Origin of the sequence: Diaphorobacter limosus, assembly GCF_033100095.1 — a bacterium.
GTDB lineage: Bacteria > Pseudomonadota > Gammaproteobacteria > Burkholderiales > Burkholderiaceae_C > Alicycliphilus > Alicycliphilus limosus.
The window spans coordinates 2,345,940-2,370,863 of sequence record NZ_CP136921.1 but is presented as its reverse complement, the minus strand read 5'-3'; the positions used below and the strand labels follow the sequence as shown (position 1 = coordinate 2,370,863).

Below are 24,924 nucleotides of genomic sequence, written 5' to 3'. Positions count from 1 at the left end.
CGTGAGAGGGGCAATGGCTTGAAAACAAAGGCAGTGACGGGAGGGCTGATGACATGCGTTGCGCTGGCCGCGGCAGCGCAGGCCTGGGCGCAGCAGGCCAGGCCGCCGCAAGAGGTCTACACCTGCATCGACAAGCATGGCCGGCGCATCACCTCCGACCGGCCGATTGCCGATTGCGTGGATCGTGAGCAGCGCGTGCTGGACCACACCGGTACCGAGCGCCGCCGCATCGGCCCCTCGCTGACCGAGCATGAACGCGCGGCGCAGGAGGTGCAGCGCCGCAAGCAGGCCGAGGAGAGCGCCCGCATCGCCGAGGAGCGCCGGCGCGAGCGCGCGCTCACGGCGCGCTACCCCGACGAGGCCACGCACCAGGCCGAGCGCAATGCGGCGCTGGATCAGGTGGAAGAGGTTGTCGTCGTGGCGCACAAACGCGTGCAGTCGCTGAAGGCCGAACGCAGGCGGCTGGACGTGGAGCTGGAGTTCTACCGCGGCGACGTGACCAAGGCCCCCGTACTGCTGCAGCGCCAGATTGCCGACAACGAGCAGGCCCTGGCCGACCAGCAGCGCTTTCTGGCCACCCAGGAGCTGGAGAAGCGCCGCATCCACCAACGCTTCGATGCCGAGCTGGCGCAGCTGCGCCAGCTGTGGGCGGCGCAGCGCGCCTCGTCCACCCAATGGGGGCAGCTGCCGGCGCCGCAAAAATAAAGGCTCCTGCAGGAGCCTTTATTTTTGATAGCTGTTTGCGCTTGTCTGGCGGGCGTTTCAGGCCAATTTGGCCTTTAACAGCTCATTGACCTGCTGCGGATTCGCCTTGCCCTTGCTGGCCTTCATCACCTGGCCGACCAGGGCGTTGAAGGCCTTGTCCTTGCCGGCGCGGTACTGCTCCACGTTGGCCGGGTTGGCGGCGATCACCTCGTCGATGATTTTCTCCAGCGCGCCGCTGTCATTCATTTGCTTCAGGCCCTTGGCCTCGATGATGGCGTCCACCTCGGTGGCCTCGCCGTTCCACAGCGCCTCGAAGACCTGCCTGGCCGCGTTGTTGCTGATGGTGCCGTCCTGTATGCGGCTGATCAACGTGGCCAGCTGGCTGCTGGTGACCTTGACTGCCTCCATGCCGATTTCCTCGGCGTTCAGGCGCCGCGAGATCTCGCCCATGATCCAGTTGCTGGCTAATTTTGCCTGGCCGCAGGCCTGGGCTGCCTGTTCGAAGTAGGCCGCCATGGTGCGGCTTTGCGTGAGCGTGGTGGCGTCGTACTCGGGCAGGCCGTATTGCGCCACGAAGCGCGCCGCCATGGCGCGCGGCAGCTCGGGCATGGCAGCCTTGACCTCGTCTATCCAGCTGGCGGCGATGCGCAGCGGTGGCAGATCCGGATCGGGGAAGTAGCGGTAGTCGGCCGCGTCCTCCTTGGTGCGCATGGCGCGCGTCTCGCCGGTGTCGGGGTTGAACAGCACGGTGGCCTGCTGGATTTTGTGGCCGTCCTCCAGTTGTTCGATCTGCCAGCGGATCTCGTAGTCGATCGCCTGCTGCATGTTCCTGAAGCTGTTCAGGTTCTTGATCTCGCGGCGCGTGCCCAGCGGCGCGCCGGGCTTGCGCACGCTGACGTTGGCGTCGCAGCGGAACGACCCCTCCTGCATGTTGCCGTCGCAAATGCCAATCCAGGTGACGATCTGGTGCAGCGCCTTGGCGTAGGCCACGGCTTCTTCGCTGCCGCGCATGTCGGGCTCGGTGACGATCTCCAACAGCGGCGTGCCGGCGCGGTTCAGATCGATGCCGCTCATGCCGTGGAACTCTTCGTGCAGGCTCTTGCCCGCGTCTTCCTCCAGGTGGGCGCGCACCAGGCGCACGGTTTTTTTCTCGTCACCCAGGTAGAAGCTGACCTCGCCGCCCTGCACCACCGGGATCTCGAACTGGCTGATCTGGTAGCCCTTGGGCAGATCCGGGTAGAAGTAGTTCTTGCGGGCAAAAATGCTCTCTGGCGCAATGTGGGAGCCAAGAGCAAGTCCTAATTTGATAGCGCAGGCGACGGCCTCGCGGTTCATCACCGGCAGGGTGCCGGGCAGGGCCAGATCGACGGCGCTGGCCTGGGTATTGGGCTCGGCGCCAAAGGCGGTGCTGGCGCGGCTGAAGATCTTGGATTGCGTGGCCAGCTGGGCGTGCGTCTCGAAGCCGATGACGACCTCGTAGCCCTGGATCAGTTGCGTGCTCATGGTCAGAAGCCCTCCGGGCGGCGCAGGTGGTGGTCGGTGGCCAGCTGCAGCTGGTGCGCGGCATTGAGCAAACGACCCTCCTGGAAGTAGTTGCCTATCAGCTGCAGGCCCACGGGCAGGCCCGCGCCGCCAAAGCCCGCCGGCACGCTCATGCCGGGCAGGCCGGCCAGCGACGCCGGCAGGGTGTAGATGTCGGCCAGGTAGCTGCTCACCGGGTCGGTCTGCGCGCCCAGCTGCGGCGCCACGCTGGGCGCCACCGGGCCGGCGATCAGGTCGCATTGCTGGAACGCGGCCTGGAAGTCGTCGGCGATCATGCGGCGGATCTTTTGCGCCTGCAGGTAGTAGGCGTCGTAGTAGCCCTCGGACAGCACATAGGTGCCGATCATGATGCGGCGCTTGACCTCGTCGCCAAAGCCCTCGGCGCGGGTCTTCTTGTACATGTCCAGCAGGTCGGCGTACTTTTCGGCGCGGTGGCCGTAGCGCACGCCGTCAAAGCGCGACAGGTTGGAGCTGGCCTCGGCCGGGGCCAGGATGTAGTACACCGGCACCGACAGCGCGGTGCGCGGCAGGCTGATGGGCACCAGCCTGGCGCCCAGCTTTTCGTATTCCTTCAGGGCCGCCTCGACTGCGGTGCGCACGTCGTCCTGCAGGCCATCGCTGAAAAATTCTGCCGGCACGCCTATGCGCAGGCCGGCGATGGAGCCCTGCAGGCCGCGCGTGAAATCCTCGGCCGGGTGATCCAGGCTGGTGGCGTCGCGCTCCGGGTCGGGGCCGCAGATCTGGCTCAGCAGCAGGGCGCAGTCCTCGGCGCTGCGTGCCATGGGGCCGGCCTGATCCAGGCTGGAGGCAAAGGCGATCATGCCGTAACGGCTGGCGCGGCCGTAGGTGGGTTTGATGCCGGTAATGCCGCAAAAGCTGGCCGGCTGGCGGATGGAGCCGCCCGTGTCGGTGCCGGTGGCCGCCGGTGCCAGGCGCGCCGCCACGGCCACGGCCGAGCCGCCGGATGAGCCGCCGGGCACATGCCGCGGGTTCCAGGGGTTATGCGCGGGCTGGGGCGCGTCCAGCCCAAGGGCGGCAATGGCGGCCTTTTCGTTGCTGGCGCCCATGGCGAACTCGTCGCAGCTGAGTTTGCCCAGCGTCACGCAGCCTGCCTGCGCCAGACGCGCGACCACCGTGGCATCAAACGGCGAGCGGTAGCCGGCCAGCATCTTGCTGGCGGCGGTGGTGGGAAAGTCGCGCGTGACGAACACGTCCTTGTGCGCGATTGGCAGGCCGGCCAGCGGCGCCGCCTGGCCCGTGGCCAGGGCGGCATCCTGAGCGCGCGCCTGGGCCAGCGTCACGTCCTCGTCGATGGCCAGGTAGGCGGCCAGGCCCTGGTGCGCCTTGGCGCGCGCCAGGAAATGCTGGGCGGCCTCGACGGCGCTCACCTGTTTGGCGCGCAGTGCGGCGGCCAGCTGGGTCACGCCCAGGTCGTGCAGATCGGTGTTGTTGTTCATGGCTGCGCCCTCACTCGATGACCCTGGGCACCAGGAACAGCCCGCGCTCGACGGCCGGGGCGCTGCGCTGGTTGGCCTCGCGCTGATTGGGCTCGCTGGCCACGTCGGCCGCCAGGCGCAGGTGCACGTCCTGGATCACTGCCGCAGGGTGGGGCAGGGGGGTGACGCCGCTGGTGTCCACCGCCTGCATTGCCTCGACGATGCTGAAAAAGTCGTTGAGCTGCGTGAGCATGCGCTCGCTTTCCTGGGGGGCGAGCTCGAGCCGGGCCAGATGGGCGATGCGGCCTATGTCCTGGGGTGTCAGTGCCATAAGGGGAAAAAAGGACGGCGGGGCGTGGGCAACGGTATGTAAACAAACATCCGAGTCACGCTCCTGGGAGAGTTATTCACAGGGGATGCGTTATTATCCCGCCTTTGCCGCAATGCCAGCACATTGCCGGCCATTGCGCGAAAAATACCCACAAATACCCTGTAAAACCCGGCGATGGCAGGCCGAAGTGCATGCCGTGCCTGATGAGGATTCCTGCATGTTCGGAGCTTTCCGTCGGTATTTCTCCACCGACCTGGCCATTGACCTTGGTACCGCCAACACCCTGATTTTTGCCCGCGACAAGGGCATCGTACTGGACGAGCCATCGGTCGTCGCCATCCGTCACGAGGGCGGGCCGCATGGCAAGAAGGTGATCCAGGCCGTGGGCCGTGAGGCCAAGGCCATGCTGGGCAAGGTGCCCGGCAACATCGAGGCCATCCGCCCGATGAAGGACGGCGTGATCGCCGATTTCGTCATCACCGAGCAGATGATCAAGCAGTTCATCAAGATGGTGCATCCGCGCTCGGTGCTCACGCCCAGCCCGCGCATCATCATCTGCGTGCCCTGCGGCTCGACCCAGGTCGAGCGCCGCGCCATCAAGGACGCGGCCGAGGCCGCCGGCGCCACGGCGGTGTACCTGATCGAGGAGCCCATGGCCGCCGGCATTGGCGCTGGCCTGCCGGTGTCCGAGGCCTCGGGCTCGATGGTCGTGGACATCGGCGGCGGCACCACCGAGGTGGGCGTGATCAGTCTGGGCGGCATGGTCTACAAGGGCAGCGTGCGCGTGGGCGGCGACAAGTTCGACGAATCCATCATCAACTACATCCGCCGCAACTACGGCATGCTGATCGGCGAGCCCACGGCCGAGTCCATCAAGAAGCATATTGGCTCGGCCTTTCCCGGCTCCGAGGTCAAGGAGATGGAGGTCAAGGGCCGCAACCTGTCCGAAGGCGTGCCGCGCAGCTTCACCATCTCCAGCAACGAAGTGCTGGAGGCGCTGACCGAGCCGCTGAACCAGATCGTCTCTGCCGTCAAGACGGCGCTGGAGCAGACGCCGCCCGAGCTCGGCGCCGACATCGCCGAGCGCGGCATGATGCTCACCGGCGGCGGCGCGCTCTTGCGCGACCTCGACCGCCTGCTGGCCGAGGAAACCGGCCTGCCCGTGCTGGTGGCCGAAGAGCCCCTGACCTGCGTGGTGCGTGGCTGCGGCATTGCGCTCGAGCGCATGGATCGCCAGGGCAGCATCTTCACCAGCGAATAAGTCCACGCCGCCGCTGGCGCGCTGTTCGCATGCCCCTGGGAACCCTGGACCGCTCGGCGCCCACGCTGTTCAAGCATGGGCCTTCGCCGCTGTCGCGCCTGGCCCTCTACAGCGCCCTGGCGCTGTTTTTGATGGTGGCCGATGCGCGTTTTCGCATCACCGAACCGCTGCGCAAGGTGGTGGCCACGGCGCTGTATCCGCTGCAATGGCTGATGCTGCAACCCGTGGAGCTGGCCGACAAGGGCCTGGGCTACCTGCAGTCGCTGCAGGCCGCGCAGCAGGCGGCGGACGCGGCGCAAAAGCAGATGGCGCAGATGTCGGTGCGCGCCGGCGAGACCGACCAGCTGCTGCGCGAGAACGCCGAGCTGCGCCAGCTGCTGGCGCTGCGTGCGCGCCTGGACACGCCGGCCCAGGCCGCCCAGGTGATTTATGACACGGCCGATCCGTACACCCGGCGCGTCATGGTCGATCGCGGCCAGCTTGCGGGCGTGCAGGCCGGCGCGCCCGTGGTCGATGCCTCCGGCGTGCTGGGGCAGGTGACGCGCGTCTATCCCATGCTCAGCGAGGTCACCTTGCTGATAGATCGCGACCAGGCCATTCCCGTGCTCAACGTGCGCACCGGCGCGCGCAGCGTGGCCTATGGCGACCCGGTAGCCGGGCTGGGCGGTGGCATGGAGCTGCGCTTCACGCCCGGCAACGCCGACGTGCAGGAGGGCGACCTGCTCACCACCAGCGGTGTCGATGGCCTGTACCCGCCGGGCCTGCCCGTGGCGCGCGTGGTGCGGGTGGAGCGCCGCGCCGACTCCACCTTTGCGCGCATCTACTGCGCGCCCCTGGCCCAGGTGTACGGCGCGCGCCATGTGATGCTGCTCGAGCCGCTGGCGAACGACCTGCCGCCCCGCCCCGCGCCCGAGCCGGCGACGCAAAAGCGCGGAGGGCACAAATGATCATGCCCAAGGGCCAGCAGCTGCTGCTGCCGGTGAATCCCGTCTTCATCGTCGCCAGCCTGGTGCTGGCGCTGGCGCTGAACCTGCTGCCGCTGGGCCGGGTAGTCTGGACGCCGGACTGGGTCATGGTGCTGCTGGTGTTCTGGGGCATACACCAGCCGCAGCGCGTCGGTCTGGGTGTGGCCTTTGCCATGGGCCTGTGCATCGATGTCGCCCAGTCGGCCCTGCTGGGTCAGCATGCGCTGGTGTACTGCGGCGTGATGTTCGGCGCGCAGCTGGCGCACCGGCGTCTGCTGTGGTTCGGGCCGCTGTGGCAGGCGCTGCAGCTGCTGCCGCTGTTCTTTGCTGGCCATGCCGTGGAGCTGGCGCTGCGCGTGGTCGCCGGCGGCGGCACCCTGCCCGGGCTGGAGGGCCTGGCAGCGCCGCTGCTGGAGGCCGTGATCTGGCCGCTGGCCAGCTGGGTTCTGCTGGCGCCGCAGCGCCGTCCGCCGGATCAGGACGACAATCGTCCTCTGTAACCGGGTTGGAGCACGAGCCATGACCGAGCTGCGCAATGTGGAGGCCGACGCCAGACGGTTTCGCCTGCGCGTGTTCGTGCTTGGCGTGGTGGTGCTGCTGGCCTTCCTGCTGATCGTGGCGCGCCTGCTGGTGCTGCAGGTCGAGCGCCACGACGACCTGGCCGAGCAGGCCGAGAGCAACCGCACGGCCATCGTCCCCATCGTGCCCAACCGCGGCCTGATCATGGATCGCAATGGCGTGGTGCTGGCCACCAACTATTCGGCCTACACGCTGGAGATCACGCCCTCGCGCGCGATCGACCTGGAGGGCACCATAGACCAGCTGGCGCAGATCGTGGACATACAACAGCGCGACCGGCGCCGCTTCAAGCGCCTGCGCGAAGAGTCGCGCAGCTTCGACTCGCTGCCGATACGCACGCGCCTGTCCGACGAGGAGGTGGCGCGCTTTGCCGCGCAGCGCTACCGCTTTCCCGGCGTGGAGATCAAGGCCCGGCTGTTTCGCACCTACCCCATGGGCGAGGTGGCGAGCCACGCCATCGGCTATATCGGCCGCATCAACCAGCGCGAGAAGGAGCGCATCGAGGACTCGGACGACGCCGCCAACTACCGCGGCACGGACTACATCGGCAAGCTGGGCGTGGAGCAGAGCTTCGAGCCGACGCTGCACGGTCAGACCGGTTTCGAGCGCATGGAGACCTCGGCCGGCGGCCACGCCGTGCGGCGCCTCAATAGCCACCCGGCGACGCCCGGCAACACGGTGATGCTGTCGCTGGACATCAAGCTGCAAAAGCTCATCGAGGAGATGTTTGGCGAGCGCCGCGGCGCGCTGGTGGCGCTGGATCCGCGCAATGGCGAGGTGCTGGCCCTGGTCTCCAAGCCCACCTTCGACCCGAACCTGTTCGTCGAGGGCATAGACCAGGAAAACTGGCAGGCGCTGAACGAGTCCATCAACAAGCCGCTGCTCAACCGCGCGCTGCGCGGCACCTACCCGCCGGGCTCGACCTACAAGCCCTTCATGGCGCTGGCGGCGCTGGAGCTGAAAAAACGCTCGGCCACCCAGGTCATCAGCGACCCGGGCTTCTACAACTACGGCGGGCGCACCTTCCGAAGCCATGAAGGCGGCCTGGGCGGCGTGGACATGCACCGCGCCATCCAGTATTCGAGCAACACCTACTTCTACTCGCTGGGCGTGGAGATGGGCGTGGACGCCATCCATGACTTCATGAAGCCGCTCTCCTTCGGCCAGATCACCGGCATCGACTTAGGGGGCGAGGTGCGCGGCGTGCTGCCCAGCATGGAGTGGAAGCGCAACACCTACAAGCGCCCCGAGATGAAGCGCTGGTACTCGGGCGAGACCGTGTCGCTGGGTATTGGCCAGGGCTACAACAACTTCACCATGCTGCAGCTGGCCGTGGCCGAGGCGACCCTGGCCAACGGCGGCACGCGCCACCGCCCGCATCTCATCAAGGCCGTCAAGGACCAGGTCACTGGCCAGGTGACCGAGGTGCAGCAGCCGCCCGGCGAGAACCTGGGCTACAACCCGAAGAACGTGGCCATCATCAACAACGCCCTGATGGCCGTGAACCAGGCCGGCACGGGGCGGCGCGTGTTCCTGGGTGCGCCCTATACCTCGGCCGGCAAGACCGGCACGGCCCAGGCCGTGGCCTGGGGCCAGAACACCAAGTACAACGCCCGGCTGCTGGAGGAGCACAAGCGCGACCATTCGCTGTTTGCCGCCTTCGCGCCCGTGGAAGACCCCAAGGTGGCGGTGGCCGTGATCGTGGAAAACGCCGGCTTTGGCGCCGCCGCAGCCGCCCCCATCGTGCGGCGCGTGTTCGACTACTGGCTGCTGGGCCAGTACCCCAGCGAGCAGGATCTGGCCGCCGTGTCCAAGGGCCAGGCCGCTGCGCCCATCGGCGTGCCGCGGCGCGCAGACGATGTACCGCTGACGCCCGAGCCCTGATCAGGCCAGCGTGGCCGCGCGCGGCGGCTGCAGCTGGCTGACGATGAGCGCGGCGACGATCAGCGCCGCGCCCAGCAGGCCCACCGCGCCCAGGCGCTCGCCGATCAAGAACCAGGCGGTGGCGGCGGCAAACACCGGCTCCAGGCCAAAGACGATGGCGCTGCGCATGGCGTCCACGCGCTGCTGGCCCCAGGCCTGCAGCGTGACGACGAGCACGCTGGCAATTACGCCCAGATAGGCCAGCGCCGTCAGCGCCGGGCCGGGCAGCGTGGCGATGGCGTCCCAGGTGCCGGCAAACTCGCCATGGCGTGCCAGCATCAGGGCGCCCGACGCCACGCACATCACCAGCGCCTGGCTGGCGGCCATGCGCGTGGCGCGCAGCGGAGCGCTGGCGGTGCGGCGCGCGCATTCTTCCAGGCCCAGGATGTAGACGGCGTAGAACAGCGTGCTGGCCAGCGTCAGTGTGTCGCCCAGGTTCCAGGGTGCGTCCTCGTGGAACATCAGCGTCATGCCGACCAGCGCCATGGCGCACGCGGCCCACAGCGCCAGCCCATAGCGCCGGCCCAGCGCCAGCATGGCCAAGAGCGGCACCACCAGCACGTTGAGCCCGGTGACGAAGGCGTTGCGGTTGCTGCTGGTGCGCGCCAGCCCCTCGGTCTGCAGCCAGAAGGCGATGAACAGCAGCGCGCCCAGCAGCAGGCCCCAGTGCAGCTCGGTGCGGCGCATGCCGCGCCACATGGGCAGCAGCACCAGCAAGGCGATGGCAAAGCGCGCCCAGATGATCTGCAACGCGTCCAGCTGCGCCGACAGCAGCTTCATGGTCGGGAAGGTGGTGCCCCAGACGGCCACCACGATGAGCAGGGCCATCAGCCCCTGGCGTTCGGAACGCATACGCTTACTATCAAAAAAGAAGCTGTTTGCGCTTTATTGGCAAGGGCTATGGCAACGATTCGTGCCACATTGCCCGCACATCAAGCGCAAGCAGCTATGTTTTTTCAGCCGCCTACGCGGCCAATGAAGGCGCGGATGCGCTCGTTGGCCGGATTGGCGAAAAACTCGGCCGGCGGCGCATCGTGCGCGATGCAGCCCTGGTCGAAGAACATCACGCGGTCGGCCACCTCGCGCGCAAAGCCCATCTCGTGCGTGACCACGATCATGGTCATGCCGCCGCGCGCCAGCTCGCGCATCACGTCCAGCACCTCCTGCACCATCTCGGGGTCGAGGGCGCTGGTCGGCTCGTCAAACAGCATCACTTTGGGCTGCATGGCCAGCGCGCGCGCAATCGCCACGCGCTGCTGCTGCCCGCCCGATAGCTGCCAGGGGTATTTGTGCGCATGGTCCTGCATGCCCACACGCTTGAGCAGCACCATGGCCTGCTCGTTGGCGGCGGTGCGCGGCGTGCGGCGGATGCGCCTTGGCGCCAGCGTCACGTTGTCGAGCACGCTCATGTGGCCAAACAGGTTGAACTGCTGGAACACCATGCCGACCTCGCTGCGCTGCTTTTGCAGCGTGCGCTGGTCGTCGCTGACCTCGACACCGTCGATGGTGATGCTGCCGCTGTCGTGCGGCTCCAGCCGGATGATGGCGCGCAAGAGCGTGCTCTTGCCCGAGCCCGAGGCGCCGATGATGACGGTGACCTGGCCGGTCTGGAACTCGGTCGAGACGCCCTTGAGCACCTCGTGCTCGCCAAAGCGCTTGCGCACGTCGCGGCAGACGATATAGGCCTTGCTCATTTGGCGCGCCCCTCGACGTCGAAGCGGTACTCGACCGCGTGCGTCACCTGCGTCACCAGCGTGGTCAGGATCAGATAGGTGATGGCCACCGTGGTCAGCGTGGCCACCGGCTGGAAGGTGGCCGACTGGATGCGGTTGCCGACGTTGGTCAGCTCGACCACGCCGATGGCGTAGGCCAGCGACGAGTCCTTGAGCAGCGCGACAAAGTTGCTTACCAGCGGTGGCAGGGCGATCTTGAAGGCCTGCGGGAACACCACGTCGAGGAACACATGGCCGTGGCCCAGGCCCAGCGCGCGCGCCGCCTCGGTCTGGCCGCGTGGCACGGCCAGCAGGCCGGCGCGAATGGCCTCGGCGTTGTAGGCGCCGACGTTCAGGCCCAGCGCCACCACGGCGGCGGCAAAGTCGGGCAGGTTCAGCCCCGGCACCAGCACCGGCAGGGCAAAGTAGACGAACAGAATCTGCACCAACAGCGGCGTGCCGCGTATGGCCCAGATGTAGAAGCTGGCCACATAGCGCAGCCAGGCCAGGCGCGAGGTGCGCGCCAGCGCCGCGCCCGTGCCCAGCACCAGGCCGGCGGCGCCGCTGACCAGGGTCAGGTACAGCGTGGTCAGCGCGCCATCGGCAAACAGCGCGGCGTTGGAGCCTATGGGTTCAGGAAAGAACGACAGCAGCTGGCCCAGCAGGGACAGTACCAGCGCCATCAAAACCAAAGCCGCCACCAGCGTCGCATTGCTGCGCTGGGAGCGGCTCCAGTGGTCGGGCCAGAGAGCGAGAAGCATGGGCAAGGCGGGCCGGGCGCGCAGGCCCGGCGCTGCGGGTTATTTGCAGGTGACGTCTTCTTGGAAGTACTTCTGGCTGATCTTGCCCACGGTGCCGTCGGCGATCAGCTCCTTGAGCGCCTTGTTCCAGGCGTCGGCCAGGCCCTGGTTGCCCTTGGTGACGGCGGAGGCGACCTGCTCGATGAACAGCATGTCGCCGATCTTGAAGCCGGCCTTGGGCAGCTTGGAGATCATCTCCTTGGCGACGAAACGGTCGGTCACCCAGGCGTCCACGCGCTTGCTGCCCAGGGCGTTGCGGGCGGCGTCATCGGTCGGGAAGTTCTTCACCTCCTTGACGCCGGGCACCTTCTTCACGGCGTCCAGGTAGGTCGTGCCGGTCTGCACGGCGACGGTCTTGCCGGCCAGGTCGGCGGCCTTGGCGATGGCCGGCGTCATGCTGACGATCTGGCCGCCCGAGCAGTAATGCGGGGCCGTGAAGGTCACGGCCTTGGCTCGCTCTTCGGTGATGGCGTGGCTGGCGATGACCAGATCCCAGCGGTCTTGCGCCAGGCCGGTCAGCAGGGCGTCAAAGCCCACCGTCTTCCACTCGAACTTCAGGCCCATCTTCTTGGCCACGGCCTCGCCGACCTCGATCTCGTAGCCGGTCAGCTGCTTGCCCTGGAAGAAGTTGAAGGGCGCGTACTGGCCTTCGGATGCGAGGATGATGGTGCCGCTCTTCTGGATGTCTTCCAGGGGGCGGGCCTGCACGGTGACGGCGGCGCAAACGGCCAGGGCGGCGGCCAGGGTCTTGAGCATCTTCATGAAGCGGTTCCTGCGTGGTATGGGAGCGTGACCACGCTCTCAGGTACAAAAAATCCGGCTGGTGATCCACAAGCCGGAAGTCGTTGGCCACGCTGGCGACCCGGGTCGGGGCCTGGCGAGGCGGCTGCATTATAGGTATGCATAAGGCCATGCATACATTGCAACAAACCCCTGTTGCGGCCGATGCCCGGCTGGTTCAGGCGCGCATCAGCGTGGACTTGCCGAACAGGCTCTCGAGTAGGTCTACCGCCAGCTCGGCGGTCTGGTTGCGCAGATCCAGCGCCGGGTTCAGCTCCATGATGTCCACCGAGCCTAAGGCGCCGCTGTCGGCCAGCATCTCCATGAACAGCTGTGTCTCGCGGTAGGTGGGGCCGCCGCGCACCGGCGTGCCCACGCCGGGGGCGATGGTGGGGTCCAGGCCGTCCATGTCGAAGCTCAGGTGCAGGTGGGTGTTCTCGTCCACGTCGGCCAGCGCCGCCTGCATCACCGCGCGCATGCCCAGCTCGTCGATGCTGCGCATGTCGTAGACCTCTATGCCCAGGGTGTTGACGAAGCTTTTCTCCGTCGCGTCCACGCTGCGCACGCCAACCAGCGTGATCTGCTGCGCCTGCAGGGCCGCTGCGGCGCCGGCCAGCTGCGTCAGCTGCGCCGGCCCATGGCCGAGCAGGCAGGCCACCGGCATGCCGTGCAGGTTGCCGCTGGGTGAGGACGCCGGCGTGTTCGCGTCGGCATGGGCGTCAAACCACAGCACCTTCAGCCGCCTGCCCCGCGCGCTGCAGTGGCGCGCCACGGCGCTGATGGAGCCGATCGCCAGGCAGTGGTCGCCCCCCATCAGCAGCGGCAGCCGCCCGGCCTGCAGCGCGGACAGCGTGGCGGCGAACACCGCCTCGTTCCAGCGGGTGACCTCGACGAGATGGCGAAACCCACCTTGCGGCGCCGCCTGTGGGTTACCCGGTCCGCTCAAATTGCCCAGGTCCTGCACCGCAAGGCCCAGGCCCTGCAGGGCGCGCGCTATGCCGGCGATGCGCAGCGCATCGGGCCCCATGCTGGCGCCCAGCACGCTGGCGCCGACGTCGGTGGGTGCGCCTATCAGGGTCAGCTCGGTCATGGGTGATTTCTCCTTCAGCGCAGAAAGGCGTCGTAGCCGGTCTTCAATATCAGCGCCCCCACCACCAGGATGAAGATGGCGCGCACAAAGCCCGTGCCGTGGCGCAGGGCCATGTAGGTGCCAAGCATGCTGCCGAGTACGTTGGCCACGGCCAGCGGCACCATGAAATGCCACCAGATATGGCCCTTCGCGGCAAACAGAATGAAGGCCGAGACATTGGTGGCCAGGTTCAGCAGCTTGGCCGAGACCGAGGCGTTCAAGAAGTCATAGCCCAGCAGGCGCACAAAGGCGAACACGAAAAAACTGCCGGTGCCGGGGCCGAAGAAACCGTCATACAGACCGATCACCAGGCCGATGGTGCCGACGATAAGGCGCTCGGTGCGGCCTCTGAAGCGCGGCGCATGCTGCAGGCCCAGGTCCTTCTTGGCCAGGGTGTAGGCCAGCACCGCCACCATCACCAGGGGCAGCAGCTTGCGCAGGAAGTCGGGCGACATCTGGGTCACGGCCCAGGCGCCGATGAATGAACCGACAAACCCCGCGGCGACGCCCGGCACCATGGCGCGCCACGGGATTTGCACCCGTTTGCTGTACTGCCAGGTGGCCATGGAGGTGCCCCAGAAGGCCGCCGCCTTGTTGGTGCCCAGCAGCGTGGCGGGCGGGGCGCTGGCAAAGGTGGCAAACAGTGCGGGCAGCAGGATCAGGCCGCCGCCGCCCACGATCGCATCTACAAAACCGGCCAGCAGCGAGGCCAGCGAGACGATGATCCATTCCATGGCGGCGATTGTCCTACGTGCGCAGAGGCTGCCGCGCCGGGCAATAAAAAAGGCACCTGGGTTGCAGGTGCCTTGAGAAATGGCATCTCATGGTGGATGCCTCAATGATGTGCGTGTTGTTGATTTCGGGGTTTGTCTCCTCGGTCCCCTCGTGCGGCGAGCCGAGGCACGCGTCGAGTGGCAAGACTGTACGGCAGCAGTCGCGCAAGAGACATTGGTGATTTCCCGCAAGCTGCCATCGTGGCTGCAGCGGGGTCACCTCTTGGCGCGCGAGGCCTCGATGATCCACTGCGCCGCCATCTCGGCCATCATCAGCGTGGGTGCGTTGGTGTTGCCGCTGGTGATGCTGGGCATGGCGCCCGCGTCCACCACGCGCAGGCCGGCGACCACGCCGCCGCGGCCGTCGCGCACGCGCATCCGTGCGTCGAGCACGGCCAGCGGGTCGTCGATGCGGCCCATGCGCGTGGTGCCCACGGGGTGGAAGATGGTGGTGGCGATGTCGCCGGCCAGGCGCGCCAGTTCCTCGTCGCTCTGGTACTGCGGGCCGGGCTTGTATTCCTCGGGGCGGTAGCGCGCCAGCGCCGGCTGGGCGACGATGTGGCGCGTGATGCGCAGGCTGTCGGCCGCCACCTGGCGATCCTCGGGGGTGGACAGGTAGTTGGGCGCGATCGCCGGCGCGCTGCGAAAGTCGGCGTTCTTGATGGTCACGCTGCCGCGGCTGGTCGGGTTCAGGTTGCAGACGCTGGCGGTGAAGGCCGGGAAGTCGTGCAACGGCTCGCCGAAGGCCTCCAGCGACAACGGCTGTACGTGGTATTCGATGTTGGGCCAGGGCAGATCAGGCCGGCTGCGCGTGAAGGCGCCCAGCTGCGACGGCGCCATGCTCATCGGCCCGCTACGCTTGAGCAGGTACTCCAGGCCAATTTTTGCCTTGCCCACCAGGCTATTGGCCAGGGTGTTCAGGGTGGCCACGTTCTGCACCTTGTACACGGCGCGGATCTGCAGGTGGTCCTGCAGGTTGGCGCCCACGCCGGGCAGGTCCAGCCGCACATCAATGCCATGCTGGCGCAGCAGCGCCGCCGGGCCCATGCCCGACAGCTGCAGGATCTGCGGCGAGTTCACGGCGCCGGCGCTCAGGATGACCTCCTGCTGGGCGTGGGCGGTGACCATCTCCTCGCCCGTCCACACCTGCACGCCGGTGCAGCGCAGGCTGCCGTCGGCCTGCTTTTCGGTGAGCACGCGCGTGGCCTGGGCCGATGTCCAGAGTTCGAAGTTGGGCCGGCCGTAGCAGGTCGGGCGCAGAAAGGCCTTGGCGGTGTTCCAGCGCCAGCCGTCCTTCTGGTTCACCTCGAAGTAGCCCACGCCCTCATTGGTGCCGCGGTTGAAGTCGTCGGTGGCAGGAATGCCGGCCTCGGTCGCGGCCTGGGCAAATGCATCCAGGATGTCCCAGCGCAGGCGCTGCTTGTCCACGCGCCATTCGCCCGTGCTGCCGGTGCGCTTGTTGCCGTGCAGCTGCTGGAAGGCCTCGCTGGCGCTGCCCGGCTCGTCCAGGCGCCAATGGTCCTCGTGGCGCCTGAAGGCGGGCAGCACGTTGCTCCAGCGCCAGGCGTCGTCGCCGGTGATGTCGGCCCATTGGTCGTAGTCGCGCGCCTGGCCGCGCATGTAGATCATGCCGTTGATGCTGCTGCAGCCGCCCAGCGTCTTGCCGCGCGGGTAGCGCAGGCTGCGGCCGTTCAGGCCGGCGTCGGGCTCGGTGTTGTAGAGCCAGTCGGTGCGCGGGTTGCCTATGCAGTACAGGTAGCCCACGGGAATGTGGATCCAGTGGTAGTCGTCCTTGCGCCCGGCCTCCACCAGCAGCACGCGGGCCTGGGGGTCGGCGCTCAGGCGGTTGGCGAGCAGGGCGCCGGCCGTGCCGCCGCCGATGATGATGTAGTCGAAAGTGGTGTCGCTCATGGGGGCCGTCGTCGGAGAGAATGCCGCGCAGGGATGGCGCGGTGCTGCGGCGGATTGTGCGGATCGGCGCTGAAGTGTCGAGAGGGGAACTCCTTCATGCTATGGTTTTGATTGCTTTTGGCGAACAGCCCATGGGCGTCATGGTCAGATTTTGATGTTTTTTCATGGCCCGCCACAGGCCCGTGTTAATCTGTGAAATGATGCGCCGCATCCCGTTCGCGTCTGCGGCCCCGTTACCACCACCATGCCCGTCCCGTCCCCTCCGACCATCGTGCAAGACAGCACCGCCACGCCCTGCGCCCTGCCGCAGGGTGACTGGGTGGCGGCGGCCTTTGCCGAGCGCCAGGCCTGGCGGCGCGTGGCCGGCGAGCTCAAGGCCTGCGGCCCCGGCCATGCCTGGAACCTGCGCGACTTGGCGCGGCTGGATCATGTGGGCGCGCAAATCCTGTGGAACCACTGGGGCCGCGCCTGGCCGGGGCAGATCGAACTGAGCGACACCCAGCGCCAGATGCTGGAGCGCGTGGCGCAGTTCTCCACACCCTGCGCGGCCCCCGCCCCCTGGCGCCTGTCCACGCAGATCGACCGCCTGGGCGAGCTGGTGCTGCACGCGCTGGACCACCTCACGGGCCTGGTGTTGCTGGTGGGCCAGCTGCTGCTGGACATGCTGCGCCTGGCGGCGAAGCCCTTGCGCGCGCCCTGGCGCGACATCTCGGGCCATCTCTACCAGATGGGCGCGCGGGCCCTGCCGATCACGGCGCTGGTGGGTTTTCTGATCGGCGTGGTGCTGGCCTATCTGATGAGCCTGCAGCTGCGCCAGTTTGGCGCCGAGGCCTTCATCGTCAACATCCTGGGCATCTCGCTGATCCGCGAGCTCGGGCCTATGCTGGGCGCCATTTTGGTGGCCGGGCGCTCGGGCTCGGCCATCACCGCGCAGATCGGCGTGATGCGCGTGACCGAGGAACTCGACGCCATGCGCGTCATGGGCATAGCGCATGGCTTTCGCCTGGTGCTGCCGCGTGCGCTGGCGCTGGGCCTGGCCATGCCGCTGATCGCGCTGTGGACCACGCTGGCGGCGCTGGCCGGCGGCATGCTGGCGGCGGATCTGACCATGGGCATCTCGGCGGCCTATTTCCTGCAGGTGCTACCGGCGGCGGTGCAAGTCTCCAACCTCTGGCTGGCCATGGCCAAGTCGGTGGTGTTCGGCGTGTTCATCGCCCTGATCGGCTGCCACTGGGGGCTGCGCGTCAAGCCCAACACGCAAAGCCTGGGCGAGGGCACGACGGCCTCGGTGGTCAGCGCCATCACCATGGTCATCATCGTGGACGCGGTGTTCGCCGTGGCCTTCCGCAGCGTGGGATTCTGATCATGGCGGATGCAGACACCATCATCGAGATCCGCGACTTGGCCACCGTCTTCGGCCAGGGCGACAGCGCCTTCACCGTGCATGACCAACTGCAGCTGACCGTGCGCCGCGGCGAAATCCTGGCGCTGGTGGGCGGCTCCGGCACCGGCAAGACGGTGCTGCTGCGCCATATCCTGGGCCTGACGCGGCCCACGCGCGGCAGCGTCACGGTGCTGGGCCGGCCCGCCGCCGAGCTCGGAGGCGAGGGCGCCAGCGCCCGCGTGGGCATGCTGTTCCAGCATGGCGCGCTGTACTCGGCCTTCAACGTGCTGGACAACATTGCCTTTGCGCTGCGCGAGCTGGGCACGCTGCCGCCCGCGCTGGTGCAGGACGTGGCCATGGTCAAGCTGCGCCTGGCGGGGCTGAAGGCCGAGCACGCCACGCGCATGCCGGCCGACCTCTCGGGCGGCATGATCAAGCGCGTGGCCCTGGCGCGCGCGCTGATCATGGACCCGCCGCTGCTGCTGCTGGACGAGCCCACGGCGGGGCTGGACCCGTTCAGCTCGGACGAATTCTGCGAACTGCTGCGCGAGCTGCACGCCGCGCTGGGCCTGACGGTGATCATGGTCACGCATGACCTGGACACGTTGTTTGCCCTGTCCACGCGCGTGGCCGTGCTGGCCGACCGGCATGTCATCACCAGCGGCACGGCGCAGCAGGTGGCGCAGTTCGACCATCCTTTCATTCACCATTACTTTGCCGGCGAACGCGGGCGCCGCGCCATGGCGCAGCCGCCTGACCCCGCCGCTGCGCCCCAGGAGGCCTGATGGAAAACAAAGCACATGCCCTGGCCGCGGGCATCTTCGTGATAGCGGTCGCCGCGCTGCTGGCGGGTCTGGCCATGTGGCTCACGCGCGACCAGACCGACTACCGGGTGTACGAGCTCTCCAGCAAGGAAAGCGTCAGCGGCCTGCAGCCCCAGGCCGCCGTGCGCTACAAGGGCGTGGCCGTGGGCAAGGTGCGCTCCATCGGCTTTGACCCGCAGGCCGTGGGCCATGTGCTGATCCGCATCGCCGTGAACACCGACGCGCCCATAGCCGACACCACCTTCGCCACCCTGGGCTACCAGGGCGTGACCGGCCTGGCCCATATCCAGCTGGACGACGCCGATGCGCCGCTGCCGCAGCCCGCGCCCGGCGCCAGCGGCCTGCCGCGCCTGCCGCTGCAGAGCTCGCCGCTGAGCCAGCTGGCCGAGCAGGGCCCGGCCATCCTGGGCCAGGTGCAGGACGTGATGGCGCGCCTGGGGACCTTGCTGGGCGAGGACAACCAGCAGCATTTTGGCCAGGCGCTGCAGCATCTGGGCGCCGCCGCCGCCAGCATAGACCAGCTGGTGCGGCGCCTGGATCACACCGTCAGCACGCGCCTGGATCCGGCCCTGGCCGGCATGCCCGCGCTGACGCAGGACGCGCAGCAGACCCTGCAGGCGCTGCGCCAGGCCGGTGCCAGCGCCGCCGGCGCGGCCGACGAGGTGAACCAGGCCGTGCGCGCCCTGCGGGCCGACGGCGGGCCGCTGACCGAGATCAGCAGCAGCGCCCGCTCGCTGGCCGTGGCCGTGGACCGCTTTGGCCGCGTGACCCTGCCGCGCGTGAACAACGCCGCCGACGAGACCGCCCAGGCCGCGCGCCGCCTGGGCCGCACCGTCAGCGGCATTGGCGACAACCCGCAGTCGCTCATCTACGGCCCGGGCCGCGGCGCCGCCGGGCCGGGCGAGCCGGGCTTTGTGGCGCCCGCGGCCCAGCCCTGATACCGCCCCAAGGATTGCCATGAAAACTATTAAAACAGTAGCTGTTGACGTTTACAAGTCGGGCGTTGGAGGCGTTTTTCGCCTGATAAATCACATGCCTCAAACTGGGCCGCTAGCCCTCACCCCCGCCCTCTCCCAGAGGGAGAGGGAGCAATACCGGCGCAACCGGTCGCCCTCGCCCCTCTGGGGAGAGGGAGGGGTGAGGGGCATAGGCGACATGTACATCGCCAGGGGGTTTTGCCTGCTGTTCGCCGCCCTGCTGGCGGGCTGCTCCGCCCTGCCCGAGCCGCCACCGCGCGCCACCGTCTACGACTTTGGCCCCGGCGCCGCCCAGGCCCAGCCGGCCCCGCCGGATGCGCCGCCGCTGGTGTTGCTGGACGTGGGCGGTGCAGCCGCGGCCGAGGGCAGCAGCGCCCTGCTGTACCGGCTGGCCTACGCCAACGCCCAGCAGCTGCTCCCCTACAGCCAGGCGCGCTGGAGCCAGCCGCCCGCGCAGCTTTTGCAGCAGGCGCTGCGCGAGCGCCTGGGGCGCGAGCGCATCGTGCTCTCGGCCAACCAGGCGGCGGTGCAGCAGCCCAGCCAGGGGCGCCTGCCCAGCGTGCTGCGCGTGCAGCTGGAGGAGTTCAGCCAGGTCTTCAGCAGCGCCCAGGACAGCGCCGGCGTGGTGCGCCTGCGCGCCGTGCTGGCCGATGCCGCCATGACCGGCGAAACGCTGGTGGCGCAGCAGGTGTTCGTGGCCCGGCGCCCGGCGCCCAGCGCCGACGCCGCCGGCGGCGCGCGCGCCCTGGCCGAGGCGACGGCCCAGCTGGCCGACGAGCTGGCCGCCTGGCTGCGCCAGCAGGGGCGATGAAGCATGGACAGCCGCATGACGACATTGCAATGGTCCGAGGACATGGGCGTCGAGATGGCCCAGATGGACGCCACGCACCAGGAATGCGTGGCGCTGCTGCAGGCCGTGCAGGGCGCCGACGACGCGCGGCTGATGGCCGCCTGGGAGCGGCTGCTGGCCCATACCGAGGCGCATTTCGCCGAGGAAGACCGCTGGATGCAGGCCACGCGCTTTGCCGCCGGCAACTGCCACAGCCAGCAACACCAGCAGGTGCTGAACATCATGCGTGACGGCACCGAGCGCGCGCGCAAGGGCCGCCTGGTGGAGCTGCGCCTCATGGCCGCCGAGCTGGCCGTATGGCTGCCGCAGCATATCGACGCCATGGACGCCGGCCTGGCCCACCACCTGCGCCAGGTGGGCTACGACCCCGCCACCGGCCATATCGCCCACCCCGAGGCGTTGCCGCATGAGCCCCTGCAGGGCTGGGGCGGCGCCAGCGGCCTGGGCGAGGGCGATGCGCCCGTGGCCGGTCAGGTGGCGGGGTGTTCTGATAAAAAAATGGGCTGTAACGCTTGATGGATAAGCGTTAGCAGCTATTAATTAAATAGTATTCAACGCATCTCGAACAGCTCGCGCTGGAAATGCCCGGGCGCCAGCCCATGCGCCACCAGGTCTTGCTGCAGCGCATCGCCAAAGTTCGCCGGGCCGCAGAACCAGACATCGGCCTGCAGCCAGTCCGGCACCTGGGCGCGCAGGCGCTCGCCGGTGAACAGGCTGTCCGTGTCGCCGCGCCGCGAGACGACGAGGTGCAGGCGCACGCCCGCGGCCTGGGCGTCGGCGCGCAGCAGGGCCAGGGCGCGCTCGTCCACCTCGGCCGTGACATGGAAGAAGTCCACCGAACGGCCGTCCGGCTGCGCCGCCAGCGCCTGCATGCGCGCCACGAAGGGCGTGACGCCAATGCCCGCGCCGATCCAGATCTGGCGCTGCGCGCTGCCCTCGAAATGAAAGCGCCCGTACGGGCCCTCGACGATCGCCGTGTCGCCCACGCGCAGCGCATGCCCGAGTGTGCGCGTGTAGTCGCCCAGCGCCTTGATGAGAAACAGCAGCCGCCCGTCGCCCGTCCAGGCCGATGACATGGTGAACGGGTGCGCGCCCTCGGCCTCGTCAAAGGTGACAAAGGCAAACTGCCCGGCCTCATGGCCGGCCCAGGGGGTCTTGAGCTGCAGGGTGACGGCATGCACTTGCACGGCGTCGAGGTAGTCGAGCCGCACGATCTCGCCCAGCGCCTTGCGCTGCGCGCCTATGCGTCGCAGCAGGCTGATGCCGGCGGCCACGCTGCCCGACGCCAGCAGCAGACCCATGGCCCAGCCCACGGGTTGGCGCCAGTAGGCAAAGTCCAGCAGCACCACGCTATGGAACACCAGCACCAGATACACCAGCGCCAGCCAGCGGTGGGTGCGAAAGAAATGGCGGTACGGAAAGCGCTTGATCAGCGCCAGTGCGATCAGGATCACGGCGATGTAGAAGGCCTTCTCGCCCAGGTTTTCGGCCAGGCCGCGCAGGCTGCGCAGCAGGCGCAGTATCTCCAGCGCCTCGGGTGCGCGCGGCCCGCGTCCCGGGCGGGTGAGCAGCCCGGCCTGCACCAGCCACTTCGGCCCCTGGGCCCACAGCCAATGCGTGATGGCCAGCACCAGGCCCGCCACGCCCAGCCATTTGTGCAGCCGGTACATCTTGTCCAGCCCATGCAGGCGCGGCTCCAGCCAGGCCGGGCGCACCGCCAGCAGCATGGCCACGGACATCGCCCCCATGGCCAGCAGGCCCGTGTACTGCACCAGCAGGTGGCGCCACTGAAATACCCCCTTGGCCGCGGCCAGCGCAGGCGCCTCGGCCACCAGCCACAGCGCGGTCATGCCCGCGAACAGGCCGAACAGACTGGTCTTGATGCGTTTCATGCCGGCCATGGTGGCATGCCTTGGTGCTCTCTGGAAGCCAGCCGCCGCCGGGGCTTGCGCTGCGTCAAGCCTGGGTGGCTTGCACCGACGGCGCGTGGCTGGGGCAGGGGATCAACCCTGGCCTGTGCGCGCCAGGTAGCGCTTGCGCCAGAACAGCGCCACCAGGGTGATAGAGATCAGCCCCATGGCCGCCATGGCCCACCAGAAGCCGTGCTGCTGGTGGATGAGCGGCAGGAACTCGAAGTTCATACCGAAGATGCCGGCGATCAGGTTCAGCGGCAGGAACACGGCGGTCAGCGCCGTGAGCGTGCGCATGATGTCGTTGGTGCGGTTGCTCTGCACCGAGAAGTGCATCTGCACGGCGGTCTCGGTGCTGTGCTCCAGGCGGCGCACATGGGTTACCACGCGCTCGATATGTTCCAGCACGTCGCGGCTGCGCACCTTGAGCAGATCCAGTTCGCGCAGGGCAGCGGCGCTGCCCTCGGGCTCGCTCCAGCTGTCCAGCGCTTCCAGCCAGGCGCGCACGGCGGTGCGCTGGTCTTCGCAGATTTCGTCCAGCTGGTGCAGGTTCAGGCGCGCATCCAGCAACGCCCCCCAGTTGCCAAAGCGCGTGCGCGGGCGCAGCAGCTCGGCCTGCCAGTGGTCGAGCTGGCGCGAGAGTTCGCGGCGCAGATCCAGGTAGTTGTCGACGATGTGGTTGACCACGCGCAGCATCAGGTCGGCCGGGCTGGGCGGCAGGCGCGTGCCGGCCACGGGGCCGCTGCGCAGCTCGTGCACCACGGCCTCGGCCGCGGTGGCGCTGATGGCCGCGGCGGCCATGGGTGTGACCAGGCGCGCGGCATAGGCGTCGCGCACGCCGCAGTCCTCGGGGTGTACCGACAGCAGCACCTGGTCGAACACGGCAAAGCCCACCGGGCTGGTGTCTATGCGCCGCAGCACGGGTGGGCCGCCACGGGCGCTGGTGCGCAGCGGCGCGGGGCCGGCGGCTTGTGCCTGGGCCAGGCGGCGCACCACCAGCAGGTCGTATTGCGCGGTGTAGTCGTAATGCGATGGCAGCTGGGCGTTGAGCAGGTCGGACACATGCAGATCCACCAGCTGCTGCCCGGCCAGTGTCTGCAGCGCGGCCTGCAGGCGCGGCAGCTCGGCGCTGAAGGCCGCGCGCGTGCAGGCGATCCAGTAAAAGCCCTGGGCCGGCGGCGCCTGGGGCAGGCCCGCCAGCTCTTGCGCGCCGCTGCCCGGCTGCAGATGGAAGACGCGGATCGGCTGTAGCGTGTTTTCAGTCAAATCGGCCTCCAGCGCTTTTGTATCAAGCGCGAGCAGCTATTATTTTTTTAAGCAGGCGTGCGGCGTCCAGCGCAAAGTAGGTCAGGATGCCGTCGGCCCCCGCGCGCTTGAAGGCCAAGAGCGCCTCCAGCATCACCTTGTCGTGGTCCAGCCAGCCGTTGGCTGCGGCGGCTTTCAGCATGGCGTATTCGCCACTCACCTGGTAGGCAAAGGTGGGCACCTTGAACTCGTCCTTCACGCGGCGCAGCACGTCCAGGTAGGGCATGCCGGGTTTCACCATGACCATGTCGGCGCCCTCGGCAATGTCCAGCGCCACCTCGCGCAGGGCCTCGTCGCTGTTGGCCGGGTCCATCTGATAGACGTCCTTGTTGCTCGCGCCCAGGTTGGCGCTGGAGCCCACGGCGTCGCGGAACGGCCCGTAGAAGGCGCTGGCGTACTTGGCGCTGTACGCCATGATGCGTGTGTGGATCAGGCCGTGCGCCTCCAGCGCCTCGCGAATGGCGCCGATGCGCCCGTCCATCATGTCGCTGGGCGCCACCATGTCCACGCCGGCCTGGGCGTGGGTGAGGGCCTGGCCGGTGAGGATCTCCACGGTCTCGTCATTCAGGATGTAGCCGGTGTCGTCCAGCACGCCGTCCTGGCCGTGGCTGGTGTAGGGGTCGAGCGCCACGTCGGTCATCACGCCGAGCTGCGGGAACTCCTTCTTCAAGGCGCGCACCACGCGTGGGATCAGGCCCTCGGGGTTCAGCGCCTCGCGGCCGTCGGGGGTTTTCAGTGCGCCGTCGATGGAGGGGAACAGCGCCAGGTAGGGAATGCCCAGGCGCACGCATTCCTCGGCCACGGGGAGCAGCAGGTCCAGGCTCAGGCGCTCCACGCCGGGCATGGAGGGCACGGCCACGCGCTGGTTCTGGCCCTCGTGCACGAACACCGGGTAGATGAAGTCGTGCGGCGTGAGCATGTTCTCGCGCACCAGGTTGCGGGTAAATGCGTCGCGGCGCAGGCGGCGCGGGCGGTTGGCGGGGAAGGGGGTGGGGCTGGACAGATGCATGGTGGGCATTGTCCCCCACATCCCAATGCGCCCCCCGGCAGGTGATAGCCTTCGCGCCCATGATCGCCCAAGAGAGCCCCCTTTCAACCATAGCCCAGGAGCAGGCCTGGAACCGCCAGCAAATGCTGGAGCCCGTGACCCGGCCGCGCTTTGCCGTGTGGCAGTACGAGGCGCCGGCCATCGTGCTCGGCTGCTCGCAGCGCAAGTTCGAGGACGGCGCCCGCGCGCGCCTGGGCGGCGCGGCCGAGCTGCTGCTGCGCCCCTCGGGCGGCGGCGCGGTGCTCACCGGGCCGTGGATGGTCAGCTGCTCGGTGGTGCTGCCACTGGATCACCCCTGGGTGCAGGGCCGCCTGCCAGACAGCTACCACGGCCTGGGCCAGCTGCATGTGGATCTGCTCTCAAACCTGGGCGTGCCCTCCACGGCCCTGCCGCCCGATCAGGTCGATGCCTGCAACGCGCGCACCGGCCCCACCGTGCCCTGGGCCTGCTACGGCAGCCTGGCGCCCTGGGAGGTGGTGGACGCCGCCGGCCGCAAGCTCGTCGGCCTGGCCCAGCGGCGCCAGCGCACCGGCGTGCTGCTGGTGGCCGGCACCCTGGTCACGCCGCCCGAATGGGCGCTGTTGTGCTCTGCCATGGGCCAGCCCCAGGACGAGGCCGCCATGCGGCGGCGCACGGTGGATTGCACCCAGCTCAGCGCTACGCCGCCCGATGTGCGCCAGCTGGCGCGGGCGTTGCAGCAGGCGCTGGATCAGGCGCTGGGCTAGTGCGCTTGCGCCCACCGCCCGCCAATGCTAGATTGCGCCCGGGCGGCCTGGCTG

The 24,924-nt window shown here is 68.4% G+C and carries 24 protein-coding genes; 11 read left to right on the top strand and 13 right to left on the bottom strand.

Features of this window, described 5'->3' with window-relative positions; all coding sequences use genetic code 11:
- Window positions 1-48 precede the first annotated feature (48 nt).
- Entirely contained in the window at window positions 49-705 is a 657-nt protein-coding gene (locus tag P4826_RS11510) for a DUF4124 domain-containing protein (RefSeq protein WP_317700529.1), read from the top strand.
- A 57-nt stretch (window positions 706-762) separates the two neighbouring features.
- Here P4826_RS11510 and gatB read toward each other — a convergent pair whose 3' ends face one another.
- Genes gatB through gatC form a run of 3 tightly spaced genes read right to left on the bottom strand, consistent with a single transcriptional unit; the run spans window position 763 to window position 4,014 of the window.
- Entirely contained in the window at window positions 763-2,208 is a 1,446-nt protein-coding gene (gatB, locus tag P4826_RS11505) for an Asp-tRNA(Asn)/Glu-tRNA(Gln) amidotransferase subunit GatB (RefSeq protein ID WP_317700528.1), read from the bottom strand.
- Between the two features lie 2 nt (window positions 2,209-2,210).
- On the bottom strand, window positions 2,211-3,704 hold the full coding sequence (gatA, locus tag P4826_RS11500; RefSeq protein ID WP_317700527.1) for an Asp-tRNA(Asn)/Glu-tRNA(Gln) amidotransferase subunit GatA: 1,494 nt from the start codon (window positions 3,702-3,704) through the stop codon (window positions 2,211-2,213).
- A 10-nt stretch (window positions 3,705-3,714) separates the two neighbouring features.
- On the bottom strand, window positions 3,715-4,014 hold the full coding sequence (gene gatC, locus P4826_RS11495; protein WP_317700526.1) for an Asp-tRNA(Asn)/Glu-tRNA(Gln) amidotransferase subunit GatC: 300 nt from the start codon (window positions 4,012-4,014) through the stop codon (window positions 3,715-3,717).
- A gap of 217 nt (window positions 4,015-4,231) precedes the next feature.
- On the opposite strand from gatC, the gene P4826_RS11490 reads away from it, so the two are divergent.
- Genes P4826_RS11490 through mrdA form a run of 4 tightly spaced genes read left to right on the top strand, consistent with a single transcriptional unit; the run spans window position 4,232 to window position 8,703 of the window.
- Entirely contained in the window at window positions 4,232-5,275 is a 1,044-nt protein-coding gene (locus P4826_RS11490) for a rod shape-determining protein (protein ID WP_317700525.1), read from the top strand.
- A 29-nt stretch (window positions 5,276-5,304) separates the two neighbouring features.
- Window positions 5,305-6,222 (top strand): rod shape-determining protein MreC, encoded by a 918-nt coding sequence (gene mreC / locus P4826_RS11485; protein ID WP_317700524.1) that lies wholly within the window; start codon window positions 5,305-5,307, stop codon window positions 6,220-6,222.
- The gene (mreD, locus tag P4826_RS11480) at window positions 6,219-6,740 is read left to right on the top strand and encodes a rod shape-determining protein MreD (protein WP_317700523.1); all 522 of its coding nucleotides are present in this window, start codon (window positions 6,219-6,221) and stop codon (window positions 6,738-6,740) included. The genes mreC and mreD overlap by 4 nt, the downstream gene beginning before the upstream one ends.
- 19 nt (window positions 6,741-6,759) lie before the next feature.
- The gene (gene mrdA, locus P4826_RS11475; RefSeq protein WP_317700522.1) at window positions 6,760-8,703 is read left to right on the top strand and encodes a penicillin-binding protein 2; all 1,944 of its coding nucleotides are present in this window, start codon (window positions 6,760-6,762) and stop codon (window positions 8,701-8,703) included.
- Here mrdA and P4826_RS11470 read toward each other — a convergent pair whose 3' ends face one another.
- From P4826_RS11470 to P4826_RS11440, 7 genes are all read right to left on the bottom strand, one after another.
- Window positions 8,704-9,594, bottom strand: coding sequence for a DMT family transporter (locus tag P4826_RS11470; protein WP_317700521.1), 891 nt, complete (start codon window positions 9,592-9,594; stop codon window positions 8,704-8,706).
- Between the two features lie 104 nt (window positions 9,595-9,698).
- Window positions 9,699-10,436: an amino acid ABC transporter ATP-binding protein gene (locus tag P4826_RS11465; protein WP_317700520.1), complete on the bottom strand. Its 738-nt coding sequence runs from the start codon at window positions 10,434-10,436 to the stop codon at window positions 9,699-9,701.
- Window positions 10,433-11,215 carry an amino acid ABC transporter permease gene (locus P4826_RS11460; RefSeq protein ID WP_317700519.1) on the bottom strand — a complete coding sequence of 261 codons (783 nt, stop codon included), beginning with the start codon at window positions 11,213-11,215 and terminating at the stop codon, window positions 10,433-10,435. The genes P4826_RS11465 and P4826_RS11460 overlap by 4 nt, the downstream gene beginning before the upstream one ends.
- A gap of 39 nt (window positions 11,216-11,254) precedes the next feature.
- Window positions 11,255-12,016, bottom strand: a complete 762-nt coding sequence (locus P4826_RS11455) for an ABC transporter substrate-binding protein (RefSeq protein WP_317700518.1) — start codon at window positions 12,014-12,016, stop codon at window positions 11,255-11,257.
- A 196-nt stretch (window positions 12,017-12,212) separates the two neighbouring features.
- Entirely contained in the window at window positions 12,213-13,124 is a 912-nt protein-coding gene (rocF, locus tag P4826_RS11450) for an arginase (RefSeq protein ID WP_317700517.1), read from the bottom strand.
- A 14-nt stretch (window positions 13,125-13,138) separates the two neighbouring features.
- A complete protein-coding gene (locus P4826_RS11445; RefSeq protein WP_317700516.1) occupies window positions 13,139-13,897 on the bottom strand; it encodes a sulfite exporter TauE/SafE family protein in 759 nt (252 codons plus the stop codon).
- A 255-nt stretch (window positions 13,898-14,152) separates the two neighbouring features.
- Complete coding sequence (locus P4826_RS11440) at window positions 14,153-15,847, bottom strand: GMC family oxidoreductase (RefSeq protein ID WP_317700515.1); 1,695 nt, start codon at window positions 15,845-15,847, stop codon at window positions 14,153-14,155.
- Between the two features lie 244 nt (window positions 15,848-16,091).
- On the opposite strand from P4826_RS11440, the gene P4826_RS11435 reads away from it, so the two are divergent.
- The 5 genes from P4826_RS11435 (at window position 16,092) to P4826_RS11415 (ending at window position 20,398) form a co-directional block, all read left to right on the top strand.
- On the top strand, window positions 16,092-17,210 hold the full coding sequence (locus P4826_RS11435) for an MlaE family ABC transporter permease (protein WP_317700514.1): 1,119 nt from the start codon (window positions 16,092-16,094) through the stop codon (window positions 17,208-17,210).
- Window positions 17,211-17,212: 2 nt separating this feature from the next.
- A complete protein-coding gene (locus tag P4826_RS11430) occupies window positions 17,213-18,016 on the top strand; it encodes an ABC transporter ATP-binding protein (RefSeq protein ID WP_317700513.1) in 804 nt (267 codons plus the stop codon).
- On the top strand, window positions 18,016-18,993 hold the full coding sequence (locus P4826_RS11425) for an MlaD family protein (protein WP_317700512.1): 978 nt from the start codon (window positions 18,016-18,018) through the stop codon (window positions 18,991-18,993). Before P4826_RS11430 ends, P4826_RS11425 begins: the two co-directional genes overlap by 1 nt.
- 217 nt (window positions 18,994-19,210) lie before the next feature.
- Window positions 19,211-19,843 (top strand): ABC-type transport auxiliary lipoprotein family protein, encoded by a 633-nt coding sequence (locus tag P4826_RS11420; protein WP_317700511.1) that lies wholly within the window; start codon window positions 19,211-19,213, stop codon window positions 19,841-19,843.
- A 15-nt stretch (window positions 19,844-19,858) separates the two neighbouring features.
- Window positions 19,859-20,398 carry a hemerythrin domain-containing protein gene (locus tag P4826_RS11415; RefSeq protein ID WP_317700510.1) on the top strand — a complete coding sequence of 180 codons (540 nt, stop codon included), beginning with the start codon at window positions 19,859-19,861 and terminating at the stop codon, window positions 20,396-20,398.
- A gap of 35 nt (window positions 20,399-20,433) precedes the next feature.
- Here the strand turns inward: P4826_RS11415 and P4826_RS11410 are convergent, their stop codons facing one another.
- From P4826_RS11410 to hemB, 3 genes are all read right to left on the bottom strand, one after another.
- A complete protein-coding gene (locus tag P4826_RS11410; RefSeq protein WP_425605167.1) occupies window positions 20,434-21,783 on the bottom strand; it encodes a ferredoxin reductase family protein in 1,350 nt (449 codons plus the stop codon).
- A 102-nt stretch (window positions 21,784-21,885) separates the two neighbouring features.
- Window positions 21,886-23,058 (bottom strand): magnesium transporter CorA family protein, encoded by a 1,173-nt coding sequence (locus P4826_RS11405; protein ID WP_317700509.1) that lies wholly within the window; start codon window positions 23,056-23,058, stop codon window positions 21,886-21,888.
- Window positions 23,059-23,080: 22 nt separating this feature from the next.
- The gene (gene hemB, locus P4826_RS11400) at window positions 23,081-24,106 is read right to left on the bottom strand and encodes a porphobilinogen synthase (protein ID WP_317700508.1); all 1,026 of its coding nucleotides are present in this window, start codon (window positions 24,104-24,106) and stop codon (window positions 23,081-23,083) included.
- A 59-nt stretch (window positions 24,107-24,165) separates the two neighbouring features.
- On the opposite strand from hemB, the gene P4826_RS11395 reads away from it, so the two are divergent.
- A complete protein-coding gene (locus P4826_RS11395) occupies window positions 24,166-24,870 on the top strand; it encodes a lipoyl protein ligase domain-containing protein (RefSeq protein ID WP_317700507.1) in 705 nt (234 codons plus the stop codon).
- The last annotated feature ends 54 nt before the right edge of the window (window positions 24,871-24,924 follow it).

Coding starts and splice junctions, on each gene's coding strand:
- P4826_RS11410 (WP_425605167.1), bottom strand. CDS start 21,783: ATGGCCGGCATGAAACGCATCAAGACCAGTCTGTTCGGCCTGTTCGCG.
- P4826_RS11430 (WP_317700513.1), top strand. CDS start 17,213: ATGGCGGATGCAGACACCATCATCGAGATCCGCGACTTGGCCACCGTC.
- rocF (WP_317700517.1), bottom strand. CDS start 13,124: ATGACCGAGCTGACCCTGATAGGCGCACCCACCGACGTCGGCGCCAGC.
- P4826_RS11470 (WP_317700521.1), bottom strand. CDS start 9,594: ATGCGTTCCGAACGCCAGGGGCTGATGGCCCTGCTCATCGTGGTGGCC.
- P4826_RS11395 (WP_317700507.1), top strand. CDS start 24,166: ATGATCGCCCAAGAGAGCCCCCTTTCAACCATAGCCCAGGAGCAGGCC.
- P4826_RS11460 (WP_317700519.1), bottom strand. CDS start 11,215: ATGCTTCTCGCTCTCTGGCCCGACCACTGGAGCCGCTCCCAGCGCAGC.
- P4826_RS11465 (WP_317700520.1), bottom strand. CDS start 10,436: ATGAGCAAGGCCTATATCGTCTGCCGCGACGTGCGCAAGCGCTTTGGC.
- mreD (WP_317700523.1), top strand. CDS start 6,219: ATGATCATGCCCAAGGGCCAGCAGCTGCTGCTGCCGGTGAATCCCGTC.
- P4826_RS11440 (WP_317700515.1), bottom strand. CDS start 15,847: ATGAGCGACACCACTTTCGACTACATCATCATCGGCGGCGGCACGGCC.
- gatC (WP_317700526.1), bottom strand. CDS start 4,014: ATGGCACTGACACCCCAGGACATAGGCCGCATCGCCCATCTGGCCCGG.
- mreC (WP_317700524.1), top strand. CDS start 5,305: ATGCCCCTGGGAACCCTGGACCGCTCGGCGCCCACGCTGTTCAAGCAT.
- P4826_RS11435 (WP_317700514.1), top strand. CDS start 16,092: ATGCCCGTCCCGTCCCCTCCGACCATCGTGCAAGACAGCACCGCCACG.
- gatB (WP_317700528.1), bottom strand. CDS start 2,208: ATGAGCACGCAACTGATCCAGGGCTACGAGGTCGTCATCGGCTTCGAG.
- hemB (WP_317700508.1), bottom strand. CDS start 24,106: ATGCATCTGTCCAGCCCCACCCCCTTCCCCGCCAACCGCCCGCGCCGC.
- P4826_RS11420 (WP_317700511.1), top strand. CDS start 19,211: ATGTACATCGCCAGGGGGTTTTGCCTGCTGTTCGCCGCCCTGCTGGCG.
- P4826_RS11425 (WP_317700512.1), top strand. CDS start 18,016: ATGGAAAACAAAGCACATGCCCTGGCCGCGGGCATCTTCGTGATAGCG.
- gatA (WP_317700527.1), bottom strand. CDS start 3,704: ATGAACAACAACACCGATCTGCACGACCTGGGCGTGACCCAGCTGGCC.
- P4826_RS11490 (WP_317700525.1), top strand. CDS start 4,232: ATGTTCGGAGCTTTCCGTCGGTATTTCTCCACCGACCTGGCCATTGAC.
- mrdA (WP_317700522.1), top strand. CDS start 6,760: ATGACCGAGCTGCGCAATGTGGAGGCCGACGCCAGACGGTTTCGCCTG.
- P4826_RS11455 (WP_317700518.1), bottom strand. CDS start 12,016: ATGAAGATGCTCAAGACCCTGGCCGCCGCCCTGGCCGTTTGCGCCGCC.
- P4826_RS11510 (WP_317700529.1), top strand. CDS start 49: ATGACATGCGTTGCGCTGGCCGCGGCAGCGCAGGCCTGGGCGCAGCAG.
- P4826_RS11415 (WP_317700510.1), top strand. CDS start 19,859: ATGACGACATTGCAATGGTCCGAGGACATGGGCGTCGAGATGGCCCAG.
- P4826_RS11445 (WP_317700516.1), bottom strand. CDS start 13,897: ATGGAATGGATCATCGTCTCGCTGGCCTCGCTGCTGGCCGGTTTTGTA.